The organism is Corynebacterium sp. p3-SID1761 (assembly GCF_055862885.1).
Genome location: NZ_JBSQBJ010000024.1, coordinates 1 through 22534, shown reverse-complemented (window position 1 = coordinate 22534; position 22534 = coordinate 1). Strand labels below are relative to the sequence as shown.

17 protein-coding genes are annotated in these 22534 nt (G+C 58.2%); 9 read left to right on the top strand and 8 right to left on the bottom strand.

Going from position 1 to position 22534, the window contains the following annotated elements; translation table 11 throughout:
* The first annotated feature begins 216 nt into the window (after positions 1-216).
* The 5 genes from ACWXWJ_RS09625 to ACWXWJ_RS09605 are packed head-to-tail and all read left to right on the top strand — an operon-like array spanning position 217 to position 6675.
* Positions 217-972, top strand: a complete 756-nt coding sequence (locus ACWXWJ_RS09625) for an ABC transporter ATP-binding protein (protein ID WP_473964258.1) — start codon at positions 217-219, stop codon at positions 970-972.
* Positions 973-974: 2 nt separating this feature from the next.
* The gene (locus ACWXWJ_RS09620) at positions 975-3557 is read left to right on the top strand and encodes an ABC transporter permease (protein ID WP_473964257.1); all 2583 of its coding nucleotides are present in this window, start codon (positions 975-977) and stop codon (positions 3555-3557) included.
* A gap of 56 nt (positions 3558-3613) precedes the next feature.
* On the top strand, positions 3614-4576 hold the full coding sequence (locus ACWXWJ_RS09615; RefSeq protein ID WP_473964256.1) for an alpha/beta fold hydrolase: 963 nt from the start codon (positions 3614-3616) through the stop codon (positions 4574-4576).
* A 45-nt stretch (positions 4577-4621) separates the two neighbouring features.
* Positions 4622-5851, top strand: a complete 1230-nt coding sequence (locus ACWXWJ_RS09610) for an NRAMP family divalent metal transporter (protein WP_473964255.1) — start codon at positions 4622-4624, stop codon at positions 5849-5851.
* 23 nt (positions 5852-5874) lie between these two features.
* Entirely contained in the window at positions 5875-6675 is an 801-nt protein-coding gene (locus tag ACWXWJ_RS09605) for a putative hydro-lyase (RefSeq protein WP_473964254.1), read from the top strand.
* Between the two features lie 64 nt (positions 6676-6739).
* Here the strand turns inward: ACWXWJ_RS09605 and ACWXWJ_RS09600 are convergent, their stop codons facing one another.
* The 6 genes from ACWXWJ_RS09600 to ACWXWJ_RS09575 form a co-directional block, all read right to left on the bottom strand.
* Positions 6740-7384, bottom strand: coding sequence for a GntR family transcriptional regulator (locus ACWXWJ_RS09600; protein WP_473964253.1), 645 nt, complete (start codon positions 7382-7384; stop codon positions 6740-6742).
* A gap of 34 nt (positions 7385-7418) precedes the next feature.
* Positions 7419-9221: an acetyl/propionyl/methylcrotonyl-CoA carboxylase subunit alpha gene (locus ACWXWJ_RS09595; RefSeq protein WP_473964252.1), complete on the bottom strand. Its 1803-nt coding sequence runs from the start codon at positions 9219-9221 to the stop codon at positions 7419-7421.
* A 49-nt stretch (positions 9222-9270) separates the two neighbouring features.
* Positions 9271-10965 (bottom strand): 5-oxoprolinase subunit B/C family protein, encoded by a 1695-nt coding sequence (locus tag ACWXWJ_RS09590; protein WP_473964251.1) that lies wholly within the window; start codon positions 10963-10965, stop codon positions 9271-9273.
* Positions 10962-11738 carry a LamB/YcsF family protein gene (locus ACWXWJ_RS09585; RefSeq protein ID WP_473964250.1) on the bottom strand — a complete coding sequence of 259 codons (777 nt, stop codon included), beginning with the start codon at positions 11736-11738 and terminating at the stop codon, positions 10962-10964. Before ACWXWJ_RS09585 ends, ACWXWJ_RS09590 begins: the two co-directional genes overlap by 4 nt.
* 137 nt (positions 11739-11875) lie before the next feature.
* Positions 11876-12568 (bottom strand): DUF3239 domain-containing protein, encoded by a 693-nt coding sequence (locus ACWXWJ_RS09580; protein WP_473964249.1) that lies wholly within the window; start codon positions 12566-12568, stop codon positions 11876-11878.
* A 39-nt stretch (positions 12569-12607) separates the two neighbouring features.
* Positions 12608-14254, bottom strand: a complete 1647-nt coding sequence (locus tag ACWXWJ_RS09575; RefSeq protein ID WP_473964259.1) for a DNA repair helicase XPB — start codon at positions 14252-14254, stop codon at positions 12608-12610.
* Positions 14255-14368: 114 nt separating this feature from the next.
* Here ACWXWJ_RS09575 and ACWXWJ_RS09570 point away from each other — a divergent pair, with 114 nt between their 5' ends.
* The 3 genes from ACWXWJ_RS09570 to pbp2m all read left to right on the top strand — a co-directional run bounded on the left by ACWXWJ_RS09570 (position 14369) and on the right by pbp2m (position 17951).
* Entirely contained in the window at positions 14369-15229 is an 861-nt protein-coding gene (locus ACWXWJ_RS09570) for a LysR family transcriptional regulator (protein ID WP_473964248.1), read from the top strand.
* Complete coding sequence (locus ACWXWJ_RS09565; protein WP_011273098.1) at positions 15226-16056, top strand: serine hydrolase; 831 nt, start codon at positions 15226-15228, stop codon at positions 16054-16056. The genes ACWXWJ_RS09570 and ACWXWJ_RS09565 overlap by 4 nt, the downstream gene beginning before the upstream one ends.
* A gap of 113 nt (positions 16057-16169) precedes the next feature.
* Positions 16170-17951, top strand: a complete 1782-nt coding sequence (gene pbp2m / locus ACWXWJ_RS09560; protein WP_016421369.1) for a penicillin-binding protein PBP2M — start codon at positions 16170-16172, stop codon at positions 17949-17951.
* A 16-nt stretch (positions 17952-17967) separates the two neighbouring features.
* Here the strand turns inward: pbp2m and ACWXWJ_RS09555 are convergent, their stop codons facing one another.
* Positions 17968-19548, bottom strand: coding sequence for a helicase-associated domain-containing protein (locus ACWXWJ_RS09555; protein ID WP_473964247.1), 1581 nt, complete (start codon positions 19546-19548; stop codon positions 17968-17970).
* A 111-nt stretch (positions 19549-19659) separates the two neighbouring features.
* Complete coding sequence (locus ACWXWJ_RS09550; protein ID WP_473964246.1) at positions 19660-22179, bottom strand: helicase-associated domain-containing protein; 2520 nt, start codon at positions 22177-22179, stop codon at positions 19660-19662.
* A 127-nt stretch (positions 22180-22306) separates the two neighbouring features.
* Between ACWXWJ_RS09550 and ACWXWJ_RS09545 the strand changes: the two genes are divergently transcribed.
* Positions 22307-22495 (top strand): hypothetical protein, encoded by a 189-nt coding sequence (locus ACWXWJ_RS09545; protein WP_293792145.1) that lies wholly within the window; start codon positions 22307-22309, stop codon positions 22493-22495.
* Positions 22496-22534 lie beyond the last annotated feature (39 nt).

Genomic DNA, 22534 nt, shown 5'->3' with positions numbered 1-22534 from the left:
TTAAAAAGAATCAGGCGCAGAGCCTTTCTCCGAATAGGGGAAAGTGCTCTGGGTCTTTTTTGCGTGTTCAATTGTGATCTCGGTCTTGGCTCCGAAAATTCGTGAAGCACAGCTTATAATTAGGTTTGTCGAATAGTTTTCCTGCGGTGCTATCCGCAGAGCAGGCACTACCCCATACATATTGGGGAATACAGAGGAGTTAAGGGAGCTAGGCTAATGCAACAGCAAAAAGAGACCACCCATTCCAATAGCGCTGCTCGCGCTGTAAACCTGCAGCGCATCTATGGACACGGTGAAACAGAGGTTCGCGCTGTTGACGGTATTTCTATCGACTTCCTCGACGGCCAATTCACCGCCATTATGGGACCAAGCGGCTCCGGCAAATCAACGCTGATGCACTGCATGGCCGGACTTGACTTCATTTCTAGCGGCAAGGCATATATCGGTGATACCGATATTTCAACCCTCAACGACAGGGAGATTACTGCTCTTCGACGCGATCGACTGGGCTTCATTTTTCAGTCCTTTAACCTGGTTCCCACGCTAACGGCAAAAGAGAACATCACGCTCCCACTGGACATTGCAGGGGAGAAGGTTAATCAAGAATGGTTCGATGAAGTAGTGCAGCGTCTTGGACTCAAGGGACGCTTGCAACACCGCCCCTCTGAGCTTTCAGGTGGTCAGCAGCAGCGCGTAGCATGTGCACGCGCTCTCGTTTCCCGACCCGACATCATTTTCGGTGACGAGCCGACCGGCAACCTGGACTCGAACAGCTCCGCTGAAGTGCTAAGCATTCTTCGCAGCGCCGTGGACAAGGATGGGCAAACAGTTGTTATTGTGACCCACGATCCAAAGGCAGCCTCCTACGCAGATCGCGTGGTGTTCCTTGCAGATGGTCGCATCGCCGATGAATTAGCCAAGCCCGATGTAGAGTCCATCCTCGGAGTCATGGGCAAGCTGGAGGATCACTAGTCATGCGTAGACACACCCGCGCTGTAGCAAAGGTCTCCTATCGAAGCGTCCTTGCCAACAAGATTCGCTTCCTTCTCACGATCATCGCCGTAGTGCTTGGAACTGCGTTTATTTCCGGTTCTTTCATGTTCACTGACATGATGCAGAAGTCCTTCACCGGAATCTTCGAAAACGTTTACTCCGCTGTAGACGTAGAAGTCTCCCAGAAGAATCCGACCAAGCCAATCACTGTCGAGACAAAGAAGCAGCTGCAAGAAAACCAGGATGTCAAGGGTATCTCCATGGCGTCCGAAACTACTGCAGTAGTTGCTAAGGACGGAATGCAACTTAGCACTGGCGGAGCTCCTTCCGTACTTTTCCCCAATGACTTCACTGAAGGCGCTCCCGGCCCCTCGGTTAACGTGACTGACGGTCGCAAGCCCAAGGGGGAGAAGGAGGCGATGATCAACGGCGATGCCGCAGAGAAGCATGGCGTGCACATCGGCGATACGCTCAAAGCCATCGACATTCGGGATAGCCATGAGTACGAGATCGTGGGTATCTATGACACGGATTTTGCCGTAGGCGGCTACCTAGGCTTGGGCGTAGACCCTGAGACTTATATCAAGCGATACACGGACGGTACTTTCCCAGACGGCTTCTGGCTGTCCGCTCGCGACGGAGTATCTCCGGAGCAACTCAAGAGTTCAATTGAGCAGAAGTACCCCGACTTCAAGGTTGTTACCGGCGACTCGATCGTGGAGAAGTCCTCCAAGGAGGTCAAAGAAGGCCTCAGCTTCGTCACCTACTTCCTCCTTGCCTTTGGCCTGGTCAGCCTTCTCGTCGGAGCCTTCATTATCGCCAACACCTTCTCTATGGTGGTGGCGCAGCGTATCCGTGAGTTTGCGCTGCTCCGCTCCCTGGGAGCGTCACGTGGGCAACTCACAACCTCCGTGGTGTTCGAGGCCATCCTCGTTGGCATCGTCGGATCCGTCCTGGGCATTATCGCGGGCATGGGTTTGGCGAAGGGGATCTTCGCTCTCATGGATCAGTTCGGCTTCGGCCTCCCGAATTCAGGGCTTACCTTGACCCCACAGGCAATCATTCTGCCTTTGATCGTTGGTGTCCTGATCACGATTCTCTCGGCATGGGCACCTGCCCGTCGTGCCGGTCGCGTGCATCCAGTCGAGGCGATGCGTTCCGGCGATGTCTCCAGCTCGTCGCCGTTGAAGTTGCGTACCATTTCGGGGCTGGTCGTAGTTCTTGCGGGTGTCGCCGCTGCAGTTACCGCGCTGTTGCTTCGTGACGCCGAAACGAGCAACCGGGCATCGATCCTCGGACTCGGCGCTCTACTGGTGATTGTCGGCACTTTCCTGGTTTCTCCGGCACTATCGATTCCAGTTGTCCCAGCACTGGGACGCGTACTTGGGGCACCCTTTGGTGCGGTTGGAAAGTTGGCGTCCACAAACTCGCGCAGGAATCCGCGACGCACCGCAACAACTGCATTCGCGCTAACCCTCGGCGTGGCACTCGTTGCCGCATTTGGCATGGTCGGTGCGACGATGAAAAGCGCCATGGAGGACATGATTGGAGATACCGTCAAGTCCGATCTGGTGGTGAGCGGTCCTGCGAACCAGGGGTTCCCATTGCCTAAGGGAGTAGAAAAGGCAGTGTCAGATACGGATGGTGTGGAGTCCCTTTCCACCGTCGGCACGACACCCATCAGCGTCGGCAAAGCCAAGGGTGAAAGCAGCGTGAACTACTCCGGCAGTTTCTCCTTCTTCTACAAGGGGGATCTGGGGAAGTCCATGGGGCTGAAGTCCTTGGGCGGAAACCTGGAGACTGAAAAGCCCGGCTTCTATGCCTCTGAGAGTAAGGCCAGCCAAATGAAGTGGAAGGTCGGCGATTCCGTGCCGATCTACCGCGTAGGCCAAGAAAAGCTAGGCGAAGTAAAACTTCTGGGAATCTATACGGAGCCGATTCAACCGCAGACATTACTCAATGAAGCTGCGCTCAAGCCCTACCTCGGTCAGGGAAAACCGATCTCCGAGGTCGATGATCTACGAGCTATGCAGGTCTTCGTTCACGCTAAGGACGGCGTCCGGGAACACGAATTACAGGAGAATGTGCGCAAGTCGGTGGAGCCCTTCATCGTGGCTGATGTCCTCACCACTACCGAGTACGCAGGTACGATGTCGAAATCCATTGACCAGCTGCTGATGATCCTCAACGCAATGCTGGCGCTGTCCATCCTGGTGGCCATCCTGGGCATTATCAACACCTTGGCATTGAATGTGATCGAGCGTAAACAAGAGATCGGCATGTTGCGTGCGGTGGGTATGTTCCGCCGACAGGTAAGGCGGATGATCACCCTAGAGGCTGTACAAATTGCCATCTACGGTGCACTACTCGGTGTGCTGATCGGCGTGGGCCTGGGCTGGGTATTTGTGAAGGTGCTGGCTGCCGAAGGTCTGGACAAGGCCGTTCTACCTTGGCAGTTGCTGCTTACAATGGTGGTTGGCTCCGGTATCGTTGGCGTGCTTGCCGCGCTATGGCCGGCGCATAAGGCGGCAAAGACATCCCCGCTCGAGGCGATCGCCGACTAGGGGAGCTACGTATATGGGGTTCGGAAAGTCTTGCGAAAGTCTTACAATGAAAAACTATGAGTGAGCAGACCCCGAACTCCGATATCGTGAGCCTGCCCGGCAGCAGTCGTGACGTGCAGGCGGGCGTGGAGCCGCTGACCGCGCAACAGCAGTTGGAGCAGCTGAATAACTTCTTCGAGGATAATTACCCGGAGATCTTCAACTCCCTGGTCACCGATGAGGGGGTTACCTACAAGGAGCAATCCTGCCCCGTCCCTGCGGACCTCGTGGATGATACTGAGCGTATGTGGGCGCGGGTACCTGACCTGCTAGCGCACAGCAGCTTATTGGTGCTGGGGGCTGGTTTGGATCACCGCATGCCCCACGTTGCTTATACCGCACAAGTGCGAGCAGAGCCCTGGACAGCACAGCATGGTGCGCTGCCGGATGGGGTTGTTGGAACGGTTCTGACGCCCCCTAACCCCAGTGGGGCAGTAGCTGTCAGTCTGCATGGAGGGCCGGGTTGGTTTGGGGATGGTGCGAGCCACGACCAGTTCTGGCTGCCGCTTTTCGCGGCACTAGCGGAGCGCTCCGGGGTGACGATTGTGGATCTGACATATCCACTACCTGGCTATGGATCCTGGGAGCTCAGTCAGCAGGATGTTGCGGAGGCTATCGTTCAGATCAAGTCGGAGCTGGCGCCGAAAGTATTCGGCCTGGTCGTCTTTGGTAGTGGGCTCGTTGCTGCCGGCCAGGTGGTGAGCACGGCGCCGGATTTGAATTTCCTGGCGGCCCTAAGCCCGCGAATCCCGGAGGGGTTCGCGGTGGATATTGCAGGGGTGCCGACGGCTATTTCCATTGCACGTTTCGATAGCAGGGGAACCGCGGGTGGCGTCATTAAGAAGTACTTCGAAGAAAGTGGCGCCGAGGTGCAGTTTTACGAGTACGACAGTGAGCACATCATTGCCGCACCTGCTGTGTGGCGGCAGCGCATTGATGATCTGGCTGGATGGCTGCGACAGGCAGTTGCAGATTGTTGAACAACATTCTAAGGTGATACGGATCACTAATAGAAAGGTGCTTTAATGTCCAACACAGACGAGCACACGGGTAACAAGCCCGAAACCGCCCGCGCTGCCACATTCACCGCATCGCTGGGCGCAATGTTTCTCATGGCCACCAGCGCCATCGGCCCGGGCTTTATCACCCAGACCACCGTCTTTACAGTGAAGATGGGCGCAGCTTTTGCGTTCGCAATCTTGGTATCGATTCTCGTGGACATCGCCATTCAGCTCAATGTTTGGCGCGTACTGGGCGTATCCGGTAAGCGTGCCAACGAGCTAGGCAATGAGATTCTGCCGGGGCTCGGCTGGGTCATGGCTGCTTTCGTCTTCGTTGGTGGCCTGATCTTCAACATCGGCAACATCGGTGGCACGGGTCTGGGCCTCAATGCGATGCTTGGTCTGAATCCGCTTATCGGTGGTGGTCTGTCAGCGGCCATCGCCATTTTCGTCTTCCTGTCCAAGCGTGCGGGCATGGCTCTGGACCGTATCGTGGTCGGCTTGGGCGCGATCATGATCCTGCTGATGATCTACGTCGCGATTGTCTCTTCGCCGCCACTGGGCGAAGCGCTGCAGAATACCGTGATGCCGGACGAGGTGGACTTCCTGGTGATCACCACGCTGATCGGTGGCACCGTCGGCGGTTACATCACCTTTGCAGGTGCGCACCGCATGATCGATTCCGGACAGACTGGCGTGCATAACGTGGGCACGATTACCAAGGTCTCGGTCTCCGGCATCGTGGTCACAGGCGTGATGCGTATGCTGCTGTTCCTGGCAATCCTCGGAGTGGTCGCCTCGGGTGTGACCCTGGCTGGCGACAACATGGCCGCTGATGCATTCCGCCACGCAGCCGGTGACATCGGCGTGCGCTTCTTCGGCGTGGTGCTGTGGGCTGCAGGCTTGACGTCTGTGGTGGGCGCCTCCTACACCTCGTTGACCTTTGTGACGCCACAGTCCATGAAGAAGTCCACCTTCAACTGGCTTGTTGTTGCGTTCATCGCTGTGTGCGCAGTGATTTACCTGGTCCTCAACAAGGCACCGCAGAAGCTACTGATCTTTGCTGGTGCGTTTAATGGTCTGATTCTGCCGATCGGCTTCGCTGTTGTGCTGTGGGTAGCCTGGCGCCGCCGTGATCTGATGCAGAACTACAAGTACCCGGCATGGCTGCTGGTCCTCGGCGTAATCACCTGGTTGTTGACGCTTTACCTGGGTTGGAGCTCGATGAGCAAGTTGCCAGAAATCTGGGCCTAAGACGTTTCTCGAAGGAAAGGGGAGTGGAAGTGCAGACATTCCAGAATCCTGGAGTGCTCTCACCACGACAGGCGCGTGAGATCTTCCGCGGGGGCGCTGTGACACACACCTCCGGCTACTCACGGGGCTACGCGCAGGCAAATCTGATCACATTGCCCCAGGAACAGGCATTCGACTTCCTCCTCTTTGCTCAGCGCAATCCCAAGCCCTGCCCGCTGCTGGGAGTGCTAGAGGCTGGACAAGTCTCCTCCGAACTGCTGGTGGATGGTGATATCCGCAGCGATATTCCGTTGTACCGCGTATACCGCGATGGGCAGCTGGAAGCGGAGGTTCCGGACGTGCGTGACGTGTGGCGCGATGACCTGGTGAGCTTCATTATCGGCTGCTCCTTTACCTTCGAAGCAGCACTGCTGGAAAACAATGTGCCAGTAGAACACATCGCCCAAGGGCGGAACGTGCCCATGTATCGGACGAATATTGAGACCACCCCTGCGGGAGTGTTTTCCGGGCCGATGGTTGTATCTATGCGACCAATCCCCGCCTCCCAGGTGGCCGATGCGGTGCGGATCACCTCGCGTTACCCGGCAGTGCACGGCGCTCCGGTACATGTGGGCGACCCAACCGCAATCGGCATCGAGAACCTGGATCAACCCGACTTTGGCGAATCCGTGGATATTCCTGCGGGCACAATTCCGGTGTTTTGGGCATGTGGAGTGACCCCGCAATCGGTGGTGATGGAGTCCAAGCCGGAGTTCGCTATCTGCCATGCACCGGGACACATGCTGATTACCGATGCACGCGACGTGCAGTATCAAGTGCCCTGATCGTTATGGGGACTCGACCCTCAAGCCTTATCACCCTCAAGCCTTATAACTCCGGCACAGCAAACTAGCCGAAGTAGCGATCGATATTGTCATGCGTGTGCTGCAGGGAACCAGCTAACTGGTTAGCTGCAAGTTCCCAGCGCTTCTCCGCAATCAGATCCGTTACGGCTCGGTTCTGGGCGATGAACTCCACATGGAACTGGTGATTCAGTCGGTTAGCGCGCACAAAACCCAAGCGCATCTGAGCCAAAATACGATCCATCGTCTGATTGAGCCCTTCCGACCCCGCGCTGACCACGATCGCACGGTGAAACGCCTGGTTTGCATCCGCAATCGCGCGGATATCGTCATCAGAGGCATCCCGGCCAGTGGAATCTCGTAGCTTTTCCGCCGTGGATACGATGCTCTCCAGCTTCTGTAGCCCTTGCCGTGCTCCCCACAAGAGGGCACCCGGTTCCAACACCAGGCGACTGGCGTACATGTCACGCAGATCTTCGCGGGTGGGTTCCACAATAAAAACACCCCGGTTGGGGATCCGCTCCAGCAGCCCCTCCGAAACCAGGGTGGCGAATACCTCCCGCAAGGTATTACGGGAGATTCCCAGTGTTTGAGCCACATTCACCTCGTTCAGCTTTTCGCCGGGAGCATAAGTCCCGGAGGCGATGCCGTCGAGGAGGCGAGAGTGCGCAATAGCTGACTGGGAGTGCATAGCACTACAGCCTATTACGCAACGGTGCTCAAGATTAAGCGATGTGGCCCAGCGCGTCGCCCTTGGACACATTGTCGCCCGGGTTGAGGCTCGCCAGAGTGATGGTGCCAGATGTTTTAGCCTCCACCGTGGATTCCATCTTCATCGCCTCGATCGTCGCGATCGGCTGACCGACCTCCACCGAATCACCATCGGAAACCTGCCACTTCACCAGCACACCAGTGTAGGGGCACTCCACCGCGTTGCCGGCAGTAGAAGCGCCTGCCCCGGACTTGTCAGCGCCAGCGTTGGAACCAGCAGCAGACGAGGTCGAGGTGGCGTCAGCACCAGCCGAAGGGGTAGCAGCAACGCCGAAGGAGGAAGGAACGCTCACGCGGTGTAGGCGACCATCGATTTCTACGGTAAGGGTGGTGCGCTCCGTGTACGCATCCTCGACGTCCTCGGGGGAAGAGCCGGCGTAGCCAGCGCCGATGCCCGGCTCGTACTCCTTGTCCACCCAGTCGGTGTATACGTGCAGATCATCGCCGCAAAACGCAGGGTGGGTCACGATGTCCTTGTGGAACGGCAATACCGTGCGTACACCCTGGATACGCATCTCAGCCAGTGCGGCCTGGGCGCGGCGCAGCGCGACCTCACGGTTCGGCCCCTTGACGATGAGCTTGGCCATCAGCGAATCGTAGAAACCCGGAATCGTGGAGCCAGCGCGCACACCAGCATCCACACGAATACCAGGACCAGTTGGGATCTCGAACTGGGTAACAGTACCAGGGGAAGGGACGAAGCCGTTGGCGGCATCCTCTGCATTGATACGGAACTCGAAGGCATGGCCATCGCTAGCTGGATCCTCATCGAAGCTCAGCGGCAGGCCTGCGGCAATGCGGAACTGCTCGCCGACAATGTCCACACCGGTCACGGCTTCGGTGACTGGGTGCTCGACCTGCACGCGAGTATTGACCTCCAAGAAGCTAACGGTGCCATCCTCGGCGACAATGAATTCCACCGTGCCTGCGCCCGTGTAGTTCGCGGCCTGGCAAATGTCGCGGGAGCCCTCGATGATGTCATTGCGCTGCTTGTCGGTGAGGAACGGAGCCGGAGCCTCTTCGACCAGCTTCTGGAAGCGACGCTGCACCGAGCAGTCACGCGTGCCGATGACACGCACGTTGCCGTGCGTATCGGCCAGTACCTGCGCCTCGACGTGGCGGGGCTTGGTCAAGAACTTCTCCACGTAGCACTCACCACGACCAAATGCCGCCTTGGCCTCGCGGCCTGCGGACTCAAACGCAGCTTCGATGTCGTTGTAGTCGTGGACGACCTTCAGGCCACGGCCACCGCCGCCGAAGGCAGCCTTAATCGCGATAGGCATGCCGTGCTGGTCTGCGAAGTCGCGGGCCTGCTCCCAGTTCGGGATCGGGTCCGGAGTGCCGGGAGCCAGCGGGGCTCCAACCTCGGTGGCCAAGGCGCGCGCGGCGACCTTGTTGCCCAAGGTCTCGATGGCTTCCGGCGCCGGGCCAACCCAGGTCAGGCCGGCTTCAGTGACGGCACGAGCGAAGTCTGCATTCTCGGAGAGGAAACCATAGCCGGGATGCATGCAATCCGCGCCGGCGCGCAGAGCGATGTCCAGTAGAGCCGGGATATTCATGTAGGTTTCAGCGGCGGTATTGCCAGGCAGGGTGTAGGCCTCGTCGGCGATCTTTGCGTGCAGGTTGTCCACGTCTGCCTCGGAAACGACAGCGATGGAACGGATGCCCAGATCGCGAGCGGCACGTGCGATGCGAATCGCGATTTCACCGCGGTTGGCGATGAGGACTGTCTGCAGTGGGAAGGTATCTTGGCTCATTGGTTGTTCCTTGTTTCCTTTAGCGTTCTTAGGTGTTGTGTCGGGTGTCTTATTGTGGTTGCGGCGCCTGCTGTGACTGCTGATCGAACTCCATAAGCTCGAAACGCACTGTGTCGCCAGGCGCAAGCTGACCAGCCTTGTCAAGATCCTTGTCGACGACGGTTGCGATGACAGGGTAGCCGCCAGTTACCGGGTGGTCCGCCATAAACACTACGGGCAGACCGTTCGGAGGCACCTGGATGCTGCCCGTGACCATGCCCTCACTGGCGAGTTCTCCGTCGCGGCTCCGCTGCAGAGGCGTAGGGGTGGGGCTGCCCTCGCTACCGTGACTGTCCTCGCTGCCCTCCGGCAGTGCCAGACGGAGCCCGACGCGGTTCGACTGTCCCGTAACGATCCACTCGATCTCGGTGAATCGCTGCAGCTCCTCGTCACTGAACCAGTTGGCGCGCGGACCGGCCACACAGCGCAAAACATTGCTGCCGTCGAACGGGTTGGTCGTGGTCGTACCCACGGAAGCCTGTGCGGTTCGACGTCCTGCCTTCAGCACATCACCAGTAGCTACGGGTTGTGGCCCCAAGCCCGAGAGAATGTCGGTTGCGCTGGAACCCAGCACCTGGTCTGTGATTAGTCCGCCGCGTACTGCAACGTAGTTGCGCAGACCATTGCCCTTGCCGCCAACGGGTTCGATCTTCAGCGTTTGGCCTGCCTTGACCTGTACGGGGGCACCGAGTTCGAAAGTCTTACGGTCGATTGATACCTGTCCTCGTGCACCCGTGACGCAGACCGCGGTATCCACCAGAGCCTCTAGCTCCAAGCCGCCGATATTTTCAAGCACCGTTGCCGTCGATGAATTGCCGACCACATCGTTCGCGGCCCAGGCGCTTGCCCGGTCGATCGCACCGGAGCTGTTTACGCCGATGTCGCCGTAGCCCGCACGACCGGTGTCCTGGAAGAGTGTCTGCAATCCAGCGTCGAGAACCTTAAGGCTCGGCCGGACGGGCACGTGAGGTTTGTTGCTTTGTGACGCCCCTACTCCCGCGCTCGTGGACGCGTCCTTTACGGCGCCAGCGTGTGCATCGCTGGACGTGGTATCAACACCTGCTTCCACATTGATGGATTCGCGCACCTGGCGGTAGCGGACAGTATCGCCAGGCTGCAGCAGGGCGGGCTGCTCGGCGTGCGTATCCCACATTGGCTGGGTCGTATGCCCCAGCAACTGCCACCCGCCAGGGGAGGTGCGGGGATATACGGCGGAGAACTGTCCCGCCAGACCCACGGCGCCGGCGGGAACCGCTGTGCGCGGGGAACTGCGACGGGCAACATCCCAGGTGTAGGAATGATCGTCTTCTGCAGGCACACAATAGGTGAAACCGGGAGCAAAACCGCCGAAAGCTGCCAGCCACTTTTGCTGCGTGTGGCGGTCGATCAATTCTTCGGTGGAAATGCCCATCAGTTCTGCGACATCCGCCAAGTCCTCGCCGTCGTAGATGACGTCGATGGTGACCTCTCGCGGGGTGGTCTCGGCGGAGCTCTGCGGACGGAAGTCGCGCAGTGCTTTCAGGCCTGCGATGGCGGAGGAGTGGGCGTCGAAACAAACCAGTACAGTGCGCGCCGCGGCGATGGCTTCGATCTGCCCGGGCAAGGGGCTGGCGACAAGTGATGCGTGCCAAGCCATGACTGTGGCGAGGTCGGGTAGATCTACGATGACGGCGCGGGTGCCGACGGGGGAAACGGTGTGGCTCACAGGAAGCTCCCGATAGTGATGTCGTTGGCCTTCAGTTCTGCGGCGATGCGCTCTGCCATGGCTACCGCGCCGGGTGAATCACCGTGGACGCACACGGAATCCGCTGCCGTGCGGATGGTGGTGCCGTCGATGGCCTCGATGGTGCCTTCCTGCGCCATGCGGACGACGCGGGCGGCGACGGTATCCGGGTCGTGCAGTACTGCGCCGGCTTTGCGACGGGATACCAATGTGCCGTCTGGGTTGTAGGCGCGGTCGGCGAAGACCTCGTTGATTACGCGGAGGCCGGCCCGTTCTGCGTATGTGGCGGCTACGGCTCCTGGCAGCAACATCACGGGAAGATCTGCTCCAAAAGCCTTGATTCCCTCGATGACGGCTTTTGCCTGTGCCTCGTGGTGGACGATTGTGTTGTACATCGCGCCGTGAGGCTTTACGTAGCGCACCTGCGTGCCCCGAGCCTTGGCGAGCGCGTCGAGAGCACCGATTTGGTAGAGCACCTCGTCGGCCAACTCCGCGGGGGAGTAGTCGATGAAGCGGCGGCCGAAGCCAGCTACATCGTTGTAGCCCACATGGGCGCCGACGGTCACGTTGTTTTCGGCAGCGGCGGCGAGGGTGGAGGAAATGGCATGTGGGTCGCCAGCGTGGAATCCACAGGCGACGTTGGCGCTAGAGACGATGGCCACCATTGCTGCATCGTCGCTGACCGGGTTGCCACCGGTCGTTTCGCCGAGGTCAGCGTTGAGGTCGATGGAAATCGGGTTGCGGGAGGTGGACATGTGATCGACTCCTTGTATGGCCAGTGGTGCCGCTTTCCGCACCGCCGGCCGGATTGTTCAACAATGTGCGTGCCAGTGTAGTGACCTACGCAACCATTGTGAAATCAATCACCCGGTTTTCGCAATCGTGATCTACGTTAGTTTTTAGCCTCTTTATCGCCGGGATTGTCGAGCAGATAGACACTGCGGGGAGCCGCCTTGGCCTTATCCACCTGATCCAGCAGTCCCTCCAGGCGCTTCCACAGGTTCGTGCTGATGGCACGCTCCGCACGCTTCCACACCTTGGCATCCCCGGTTCCCCATGCCACCGGCATTGGGGAAATCTCCTCATACACCTTGGGGCCACGCGTAGGACGGTAGCCAGTCACCGCCATAGACGGCACTTTGGCGCCGACCTCCCGAGGAACTCCCGGAATGGAGGTGACGGTGCGATAGGCCAGAGCGGGGACGGTCCGCGCTGGATCTGCGGAGGCGTCGACCAGCATCAACAGCACCATATCCCGTGCATTGACCTCTGCAATCATCGCCGGAGCCAGGTCATACATGTCGAAGTACTGCTGTGGCGACCCCATCTTCCGCGGCAGGATCGGGATCAGCGCCAGGCACAACAGTGCGAATACACCGAGAGCGAAGCTAATGGCGATTGCCCACCAGTGCGTGCCAGCGGTCACCAGCAGAACAGCCACGATCACGGCCAACACAAGCGCCAAAATGCCCGCCGAGACCTGCATGCGCTTGGCATCGCGCAGAAACTCATTGTGCTTACGGGCGTATTCGTCGTCGACATCAAAATGGAAGTCAACCTGCATCGGTTGCTGGGCGGCGGACATGGGGCTCCTAAACGTGACGGTCTAAAGGCAGGGATAATTCTAAAGGTCGAAAGAATCGACGATGCGGTAGCCGTAGCCCTGCTCAGCCAAGAAGCGCTGGCGGTGCGCGGCATAGTCCGCATCCAGTGTGTCACGGGCGACGATGGAGTAGAAAAACGCCCCGCCACCGTCCGGCTTTGGACGCAGAATACGGCCCAGCCGCTGGGCCTCCTCCTGGCGAGAACCGAAAGTGCCGGAGATCTGAATGGCTACCGAGGCGCCGGGCAGATCGATGCTGAAGTTCGCCACCTTGGACACCACAAGAGTTTGTAGCTCACCGTCGCGGAACTGCTGGTAGAGCTTTTCGCGTTTGGCATTGCCGGTCTTGCCGTCGATAACAGGTACATCCAGCTCGCCAGCGATCTCCTCCAGCTGGTCGATATACGCGCCGATAATCAGGGTGGGCTCGTCCGGATGCATTTCCATGATCTTGCGTACCACCTTTGTCTTCGTTGGTGTGGTGGCCGCCAGGCGGTATTTGTCGGATTGCTCGGCGGTGGCGTAGACCATGCGCTCGGCCTCGGTTAGCTGCACGCGTACTTCAGTACAATCCGCAGGGGCAATCCACCCTTGTGCCTCGATGTCCTTCCACGGCGCGTCGTAGCGCTTCGGTCCGATCAGGCTGAATACATCGCCTTCGCGCCCATCCTCACGCACCAGAGTGGCGGTCAGTCCCAGTCGGCGGCGAGACTGCAGGTCGGAGGTCATGCGGAACACCGGGGCAGGCAGCAGGTGAACCTCGTCGTAAATGATTAAGCCCCAGTCGCGGGAGTCGAACAGCTCCAGCGCCCGGTATTCGCCCTTCGACTTGCGCGTGACCACTTGGTAGGTGGCGATGGTCACGGGGCGGATCTCCTTCTTCTCTCCGGAGTATTCGCCGATTTCATCCTCCGTCAGGGAGGTACGCCGCACCAGCTCGTCCTTCCACTGCCTGCCCGCGACGGTGTTCGTCACCAGGATCAGGGTGGTGGCCTTTGCCTTGGCCATCGAGGCGGCGCCAACCATCGTCTTTCCTGCACCACACGGCAGCACTACCACGCCCGAGCCGCCTTCCCAGAAGCTATCGGCCGCCATCTCCTGGTAGTCCCGCAGCTGCCATTCTTCGTGTTCCTGCGACAGCTCGATGGGGTGTGCCTCGCCGTCGACGTAGCCCGCCAGATCCTCTGCGGGCCAGCCGACCTTCAGCAGTTCCTGCTTGAGCCTGCCGCGCTCGGAAGGGTGCACAACGATCGAGTCCTCGTCGATCTCTGCGCCCAACATGGGCTTGATTTTTTTGTGACGCCGGATCTCCGTCAACACAGCCCTGTCCGTCGTCTCCAACACGAGCCCGTGCGCCGGGTGCTTGATGAGCTTCAGCCGCCCGTAGCGATCCATCGTGTCGGCAATGTCGATCAGCAGCGGTTGCGGGACGGGGAACCGCGAGTAGGTTTCCAGCACGTCCATGACTTGTTCCGCGTCGTGCCCTGCGGCGCGGGCGTTCCACAGCGCCAGCGGGGTGATGCGGTAGGTGTGCACGTGTTCGGGCGCGCGCTCGAGCTCTGCGAATGGTGCCAGCGCGGTGCGCGCCTCCTGCGCCTGTTCGTGGTCGATTTCCAGCAGCACGGTCTTATCCGACTGCACAATGAGCGGTCCGTTTCCAATGCCCACGCTGTGTGTCACTTCCTTTTTGTTTATCGACGCCACCGCGACGGTGTTGCTCAAGCCAAAGACATCATTTTACGCTGCAGTGGTGCGAACTCGTGCTCCACTATGCTGAGACCCATGATTGCTCAGACGGGAAATCTGCGCCAATGGCAGTATTTCGTGGCTTTAGCGGAGACCGGTAGTTTTACAGCGGCGGCAGCGCGACTGGGAGTGAGTCAGCCGCCTGTCTCCAATGCCATTAAGCGCTTAGAAGCTGGTGTAGGTACACCGCTATTTATCCGAGGGGCGGGGGAAGTGAAACTAACCGAGGCAGGGTTGACCTTGCTTCCATATGCCCGGGTGATTAATCGCGATCTTCAGACTATGCATTCGATGATTGACGGTATCCGAAGTGGTGCGCAAAGCGGGTTTCGTTTGGCCATCAGTAGTGCGCTTCCAAGCGAGATAGGATCGCGTATTGCAGCAAAGGCACAGCAGCATGATGGAGTAGTTTTGTTGTCACTGCCTTCTGTTGAGATTCTTGCCCGTGTTGAAGAAGGCGCTATTCATGCGGGGCTTGTTCAAGCTCCGGTTCCCTTGGGTACTCACCGCAGTGCGAGGCAGTTTTCTCTGTCACGTGATCTAGTGGTGCCGCCGGGGTATTCAAGGTTGGATAAGACCTTGTCTCAATTGAATCTGCTGGTGGAGAACCTGAATGACAATTCAAGTGCAGCCAGTGGTTTGGCGAGAGAGCTATTTCGGTCGGGTGTGTCTTGCGAAATTAATGATTCAGAGGATGCTCTAGGTAGGGGCTTATTGATTGGAAGAGGGGAGGGGATGTCTTTGGTATTTCGCGGTTTTCACCAGTTTGACAATGCTATTGAGCTTCCTTCCCGTTTCGATTTTTCCGTGGATGTAGTGGTTCGCCGAGGTGGGATGGACAATGGCGCCGAGGCCATGGTGGTCGCCGAAAGAATTTGTCGAAGGATTAACCAATGACTGCACGGATGGAGATGGCCCTGGAAAACGTGTTGACGCGGTCGGGGTGTGAGGGATGGTGGTGTGCATCGCGACTGCACGATGGGGTGACTATCGGACGCAAACAAGACGAGAAAATTACGGTGGCATCCTTATATAAAATCCGGCTCCTCCACCTCACTTTGGAAGCGATTCAACGAGGTGATCTGGATCCTCGTCTTCGTGTTGACGTTGCACCGTCCAAAGGAACTTACGAAGGGTATGGGTTCGCTGCCTTTGATGACGCAGTGAACGTGAGTCTCCGAGACTTAATGAAACAAGTCGCATCGGTGTCAGATAACGTGGCCGCCCACGAGATTTTGCGTCTACTGCCTGCGTGGGCTCGAGAAGCATTTCTTAAACGGTTTCCACCTCATTATGACTTGCAAGATCGGAATAGCTTAGTGACGGCGGAGAAACAATTGCGTCAATATGTTCAATCCCAAGGGGGGAGAAGTACAGATATAGCGTTTTCTGCAGTCTCTTCGTTGGCGGAAATAACTAATGACTTGGAACAGGTTTGGAAAGACGATAGTGCAGCGGTACGTCGATCTATGTGTGAACTCTTGGGGTTGCAGGTGTGGCGTCACCGTGTTCCTTCAGGCTTTCCTCCAAGCGGCGTTGATATCTATGGAAAAACGGGCACTGTAGGACTTCTCCATGGTGAAGCTTCGATTATCCAGGTTGAGGGCGAGGAGCCCATTGTGGTGTCCATCATGCTGAAACAGGTGGTGCCAGAACAAGCAATGAGTACTCACGATGGTGCTATTGGCGAAGTGGCTAGACTGCTCGTGGACGCTCTTCGTTAGAATTTCTGCCACTTGAATACACACTTCTACCATCGCCTATATGTGAATGAAATGAGACAATTGCATTATGTGATATTGGTGGCATCCAATGCGTCTCACTTAACGTCACTCCCATGATGACTAAGCACAATCGTTTCCGTCAGTCGGTGATTGCACTCTGTTCGCTCTCCGCAGTGATGTTGAGCAGCTGTTCAGCTCTACCGTGGGAATCAGACTCAGACGTATTTCTCAAAGCTTTCAACGCGGGAGATGACAGCAAGGCTGCACGGTATCTGGATCATCCAGACCCGGAGCGCGCCCTTCATGAATTTCGGCAGTCACTTCATGGTGTGAAGGTCAACATCGAAAAATCTGATATTTCCAATGGAAAGCAGAATACTCATGTGACTTGGTCCAAAGATGGTGTGGAGTTGGAGAGCAATGGTCGGCTCGTCCTTAGTGGACAGGATGGTAAGCCTCAATGGTTGCCTTCGATCTTCGAAGCTCAGTTGAGCGATGATTCCGCACTCTTTTTTGCTGAAGATAAACAGTACGATCTTCCAATTAAAGATCGCTTGGGCAATGAATATATGACCTGGACGAAAGTTATTCAGGTACGAGGTCGCAAAGACATAGCCTCTAGAGCGCAGGAATTGGCCCAGATTTTTGCACCAGTGTCTCCCACAACGACTAAGGAGTGGATCGAGCAGACCTTGGGAGAGTCTCAGGATGAAGACACCGTGCTCCTCACTTTGAGGCAGGAAGAATTCCGGAAGATACAAGAGCAACTTAGGACCTTTGAGGGAATTTCCACTGTGGAGCAGGGGCGTCTCTTAAGCGTGTCCAAAACTCTTAACTCTCCGCTGGATGCTGAATTGAACAAATATTGGGAGTCAGTGCTCGATGCTAATTCAGGATGGTCGATACGCGCTGAGAGTTCACAAGGTATGACGACGGTAGCCTCTGAGCCGCCTCGCCGAGTTCAGCCAATCGCAACCACTCTGGATAACACACTGCAAAGCGCAGCAAAACAAGCAGTGGACAGTGAGCAACGTGCCGCAGTTCTAGTCGTGCTCAATCCTAGAACAGGAGGTGTCCTTGCCGTTGCACAAAATGACAAGGCAAATAACCAAGGGCCAATCGCACTCACCGGGCTATTCCCACCGGGATCGACGTTCAAAACTGTGACCACAGCGGCGGCACTAGAGGCAGGGGCAGTCAGCATGGATGAGGAACTACCTTGTCCTAGCAATATCACCGTCGCTGGACGCAAGATTCCCAACGATCATGACTTCGATCTAGGTAGCGTTCGACTGGAAGAAGCTTTCGCCCAATCATGTAACACAACCCAAGCGGTCATTTCGGATCGTTTGGGAGAAGATGATCTGCAACGGACTGCTTTAGAACTCGGAATTGGCTCCGACTTCGACGTACCAGGGATGACCACACTTACTGGTTCGGTGCCGCGGACACCGGCTGGACCTCCTCGTGTGGAGGCTTCTATTGGACAGGGCGAGGTTCTAGCTAGTCCATTTGGGATTGCGCTCATGCAATCGACTGTCGCTAACGGCGGCTTGCTTGTTCCTCCACAGCTCATTCAAGGCGAACAGACAGTAGTGAATAAACAGGCAGACCAGCATGTCAGCGATACAACTATTCAAAGCCTCCGGACGATGATGAAATCAACAATTGACCACGGTTCAGCTAGGTCGTTGAGTGATCTTAGTGCACTTGGCGGAAAGACTGGTACAGCAGAAATTGATGGCAAGCTTTCCAATGGCTGGTTCGCTGGAACGACAGGGGAATTGGCGATTGCGTCCCTTGTAATCGAAGGAGATTCTTCTCAGCCAGCTGTGGAAATGGCCGGGCGTTTCCTTCGCTCGCCGGATGTTCAGAAATTCTCTGGAATTCAATAAACTTGCGTCATAACCTCTAGCACGGCACGTCCACCGCAGCGATGCGGTGGGGTTGGATCGTGAGGCTCTCCCCGGTGGATTCGAGCACCGCGGAGATGGTGGAGGGGGTCATCATCACGATGGAGATCCAGTCATGGCTGGTGGCACCCGCATAGTCCACGTAGTGCAGGCGCACCTGTGTGCCCGCGGTATAGGCGCGGCGCAGCTCGGACATGATCTCCCGCGGCGAGCGGAAGGTCCGGGTGTCCGAGGCCTTCGTGCCGTCCGCCGGGTCCACGGCGATGGCCTGGTCGTGGGCGCGGCGAAAACCCTCCACGGCGCCGTCGATCTCCGAGGCGATCTCGGTAAAGTCCCCAGTGATGTCCATGATGTTGCGCTGGGGAGTATCCACGCGAGACGGGACACGAGCCGAGTGGGGTTCGGTGGCGGAGCCCTGCTGGAATGCCCTGGTGGCGTCGTCAATCAAATACCGCAGGGACTGGGGAACGGACGAGAGACCGCCGGGGGACATGCGATCCAGGAAGGCCTCGATGTCCTTCCATGGGGCGTCGTAGCGCTTCGGCCCGATCAGGCTGAATACGTCGCCTTCGCGGCCGTCCTCGCGCACCAGGGTGGCGGTGAGCCCCAGACGGCGGCGAGACTGCAGGTCGGAAGTCATTCGGAACACCGGTGCGGGCAGCAGGTGTACTTCGTCGTAGATAATGAGCCCCCAGTCGCGGGAGTCGAAAAGCTCCAGCGCCCGGTACTCGCCCTTCGACTTGCGTGTCACCACCTGGTAGGTGGCAATGGTAACGGGACGGATCTCTTTCTTTTCGCCGGAGTACTCGCCGATCTCCTCCTCGGTGAGGGAGGTACGACGCACGAGCTCATCCTTCCACTGCCGCCCCGCGACGGTGTTCGTCACCAGGATCAAGGTGGTGGCTTTCGCCTTGGCCATGGAGGCTGCGCCGACCATCGTCTTTCCCGCACCACACGGCAGCACTACCACGCCGGAGCCACCTTCCCAGAAGCTTTCCGCAGCCATCTCCTGATAATCCCGGAGCTGCCACTGTTCGTGTTCCTGCGACAGTTCGATGGGATGTGCTTCGCCGTCGACATAGCCCGCCAGGTCCTCCGCAGGCCAGCCGACCTTCAACAGTTCCTGCTTGAGCCTGCCACGTTCGGAAGGGTGCACAACGATCGAGTCCTCGTCGATGTCTGCGCCCAACATTGGCTTGATCTTTTTGTGACGCCGGATCTCCGTCAACACAGCCCTGTCCGTCGTTTCCAACACCAGCCCGTGCGCCGGGTGCTTGATAAGTTTTAGCCGCCCGTAGCGATCCATTGTGTCTGCAATATCAATGAGCAGTGGCTGGGGAACCGGGAACCGCGAATAGTTTTCGAGCACATCCATGACTTGTTCCGCGTCGTGCCCTGCGGCACGGGCATTCCACAGCGCCAGCGGGGTAATGCGGTAGGTGTGCACGTGCTCGGGTGCACGCTCGAGCTCTGCGAATGGTGCCAGCGCAGTACGCGCCTCTTGAGCTTGCTCGTGGTCGATCTCCAGCAGCACAGTTTTGTCGGATTGGACGATCAAGGGGCCGGTGCCGATGCTCACTAGCTGGATGCTCCTCACAGCGGGTTCGGGCTGCGGCACGAAGATCAAGGCCACAGCTACATTTTTGGGACAACCTACTATGTTAGCCCGTTCTTGCAACCGCCCTAGAGGTTAGTATTCGACGCTGCTAAGCCGGTGGGGTTGCACAGTGAAGCTCTCACCACTGATTTCCGAAACCACCGCAATAGTCGAGGGACGAATCATCACGATCGACACCTGGTCGCTCGTCTGTTTGCCCTCGTGATTGACGTAACTGATTCGCACAATCGTTCCGGAGGAATACGCCCGCGAGATAGCCGCCATCATTTCCTCGGCTGAGTGGACGACGCGGGCTCTGTCGCGTTGACTCTCCGCCGGGTCTGCGGACACACTCGCGACGTCTTTCATAGATCCGCTCATCAGGTCAACGGCGTGCTCGTGACTGCGTCGGAATCCTTCGATAGCGCCAGCGATGACGCTCTCGTCGGCGTCGGCGGACTGCAGCCCTTCCCGCGTTGGCGTAGCCACCCGGGAGAGCACAGGAGCATCGGCATGCGCCCGGCCACCTTCCAAACGCAATTGCACGCCCATGGCCTCCAGACGATCAGTCACAAACGAAAGCTGAGCAGCGGAAACGGCTACTGTCGGTGCGATCCTGCGCAGCCGGAGCCCGTCAATATCCGGCAGCGCCAGAATCCGATCCAGTGCCGCGGGATCCGTCACGCTCAGGTACATCTGAGCCACACCAGCGGTGGCCTGCGACAGGCTCCGCTCCGCGTCATGCAGCATGTATCGCAACGCTTGAGGCACATTATCCGCTCCGCCCAGGGCGCGGTCGTCGAGGAATTGCTCGATATCCTCGGCGCTGAGCCCGGCTCGAAGAGCTCGCTCTACGGATTCCTTAGACATTCTCCAGACGCTGGCCATGCCGCCGGATTCCTGCTCGCAGAACCTCGCCAGCATCGTCTGATCCGCGGGGCGTAACAAGCCCGGAGCCATGATCGTGTGATCGGCCTGGACAATGAGTTCTTCCACGGGAGCCGGCAGGATTTCCGAAAGTGCTTCGGCAAGGTTCGCAACAGGATCCATGTTGTTGTTTAGAACGTCGCGGAGCGCGCTCATCGCCCGAGTCGGTACTGTGTCCCTCCTTAATGACGCCAACACCCCCACCTCTTTGGCTTCCTCCCACACCGCATCCCAAGCGGTGGGGGTCGTTCGCCAGGCCTCGCCGGGTCGCACGCGCCAAAGCTCTCGGTGCAGTTCTGATGGTTCAGGCGTAGGGGCGTCATCAATAACAGAGCGAGTAAAGAGACTAGGAAAGATTTGGCGCAGGCCGCGAGCGGCGTGCGAAGCAGTGCCGGATTCAAAGGGGCGAACGGCAGGATCGTCGACGAACCAGGGGGCATAGGCGCTATTGGCCCAGCCGACTAGCAGGATTGCCCAGGCAGTGGCGGGGGAGGCCTCGAGGAAATCGAGGGCGAGCTCGGTGGGAGCCCAATAGTCACGTGCGGGCTGACCCGCTGGGGTTGGGGTGGCGCGACCATGCCCCAGGAGATTTGCGTGGATAAGCCAGGTAAGCAGATGAAGGGTTCTCTCGGCAGACTCGTCGCGCCTGCGAGCGACCTTATTGATTTCGCGGGTGCCGATGCCACCGGAAGATAGCGGGATGATTGGATTGGTGCCGAGATCCTCAATGAGGTGGCTGAGATCCTGAATCAGTTGAATGGCCTGGGCAGTGCCGGCGTCGTCAGCTCGCGAACTGGCGATAGCTTCGCCTTCGTTAGCTATCGGAGTGAAATGCCCACCTGGGTCGGTGATGATGGTGCCGTGGAGAAGTTGCTGGACGCGGCCGGTCAGCCGTGCGGTTGTATCGTCTAACTGGTCTAGGATGCCGTGGCGAACCAAGGTGGGGAGTGGCTTGGAGGGGTCTGCACCCTCGTGTAGGGAAGTTGAATGGCCCACACCTCCTCCTGCAGCCAAAGTAGATAGCAGGCGGCGTTGGCGGGGCGGCAGCTCATCGATAACCGCGGGTAGCTTCGCAGTTGGAATGGGGCAGCGGGTGGAATCGACTAAGCGCCAGAGCTGCTCCGTAGAAGGCTCAAACATTTGGGGCAGGTGGGGTGGAACCTTGAGCTTTGTATCCGCGCCGGGCACAGCAGGAGCCGGCAGAGACAAGTCTGGGCCAAAAACTAATCCCCAGGTGCACAAAGACTGTATCGCTGCGCGAACGTCGTGATCCGTTGGGCGGTTTGGAGTAGGAGTGTTGGCTATATCGAAGAGTTCGGTGAGTGTTTCTTTGATCTCGGCAACGGTGCAAGGGTGATGGACAGCGTCCAGTTCACAGGCCGCGTGGCAGACGGCCAGCTCAAGAGCCGTCAGGTGGATTAGCGCAGGGTCAGGGGCATCGCCGTATGCATCCGCATGATGCTTGGGCTTCGAGGTGACGGCTTCGGAAAGGCTATCAAGAGCAGCGCTGTTCCCTGTGAGGTTCTCCACGAAGGTAGTGGGGTTGGAGGTGAGCAATCGGGTGAGCAGATCCGCGAGAGACTCATCCGTCTGGGCAAATAGCCAGTCTCCGTATGACGGGAACCCGTTTGGGGCGGGGGCGGTGGAGGCACCTTCGGTGGTGGAGTTCGCGGAGTTGGGGTGCATAATCGCTCAATTTTAGCGCGAATGAGGAATGACTTGCGTTGAACGGTAGTCGCGGAGGGTGGGTGCCGTGGGGTAGAAATTGCCACTTCGTGTGTCCTTTTGCGCCATGATGTGCAAAGATACAACTATGGCTAACGTTGAGAAGAAGGGCTATGTCGACGCAGGCTGGCCGACCGATATTCCAGAGGGTCACCACGCTGTTACCGAGCTGGTGGCTGAATCCGCGGGCGCTTTGAGCCCCTACGGTGACATCGAGTTTCCCGTCGATGCTTCCGAGCTTCCGTACGTGCACTCGTTCACGGTTATTAACAAGTAACTGAATCTAAAAGGTGGCGGGGGGGGGAAGGGGGGGGGG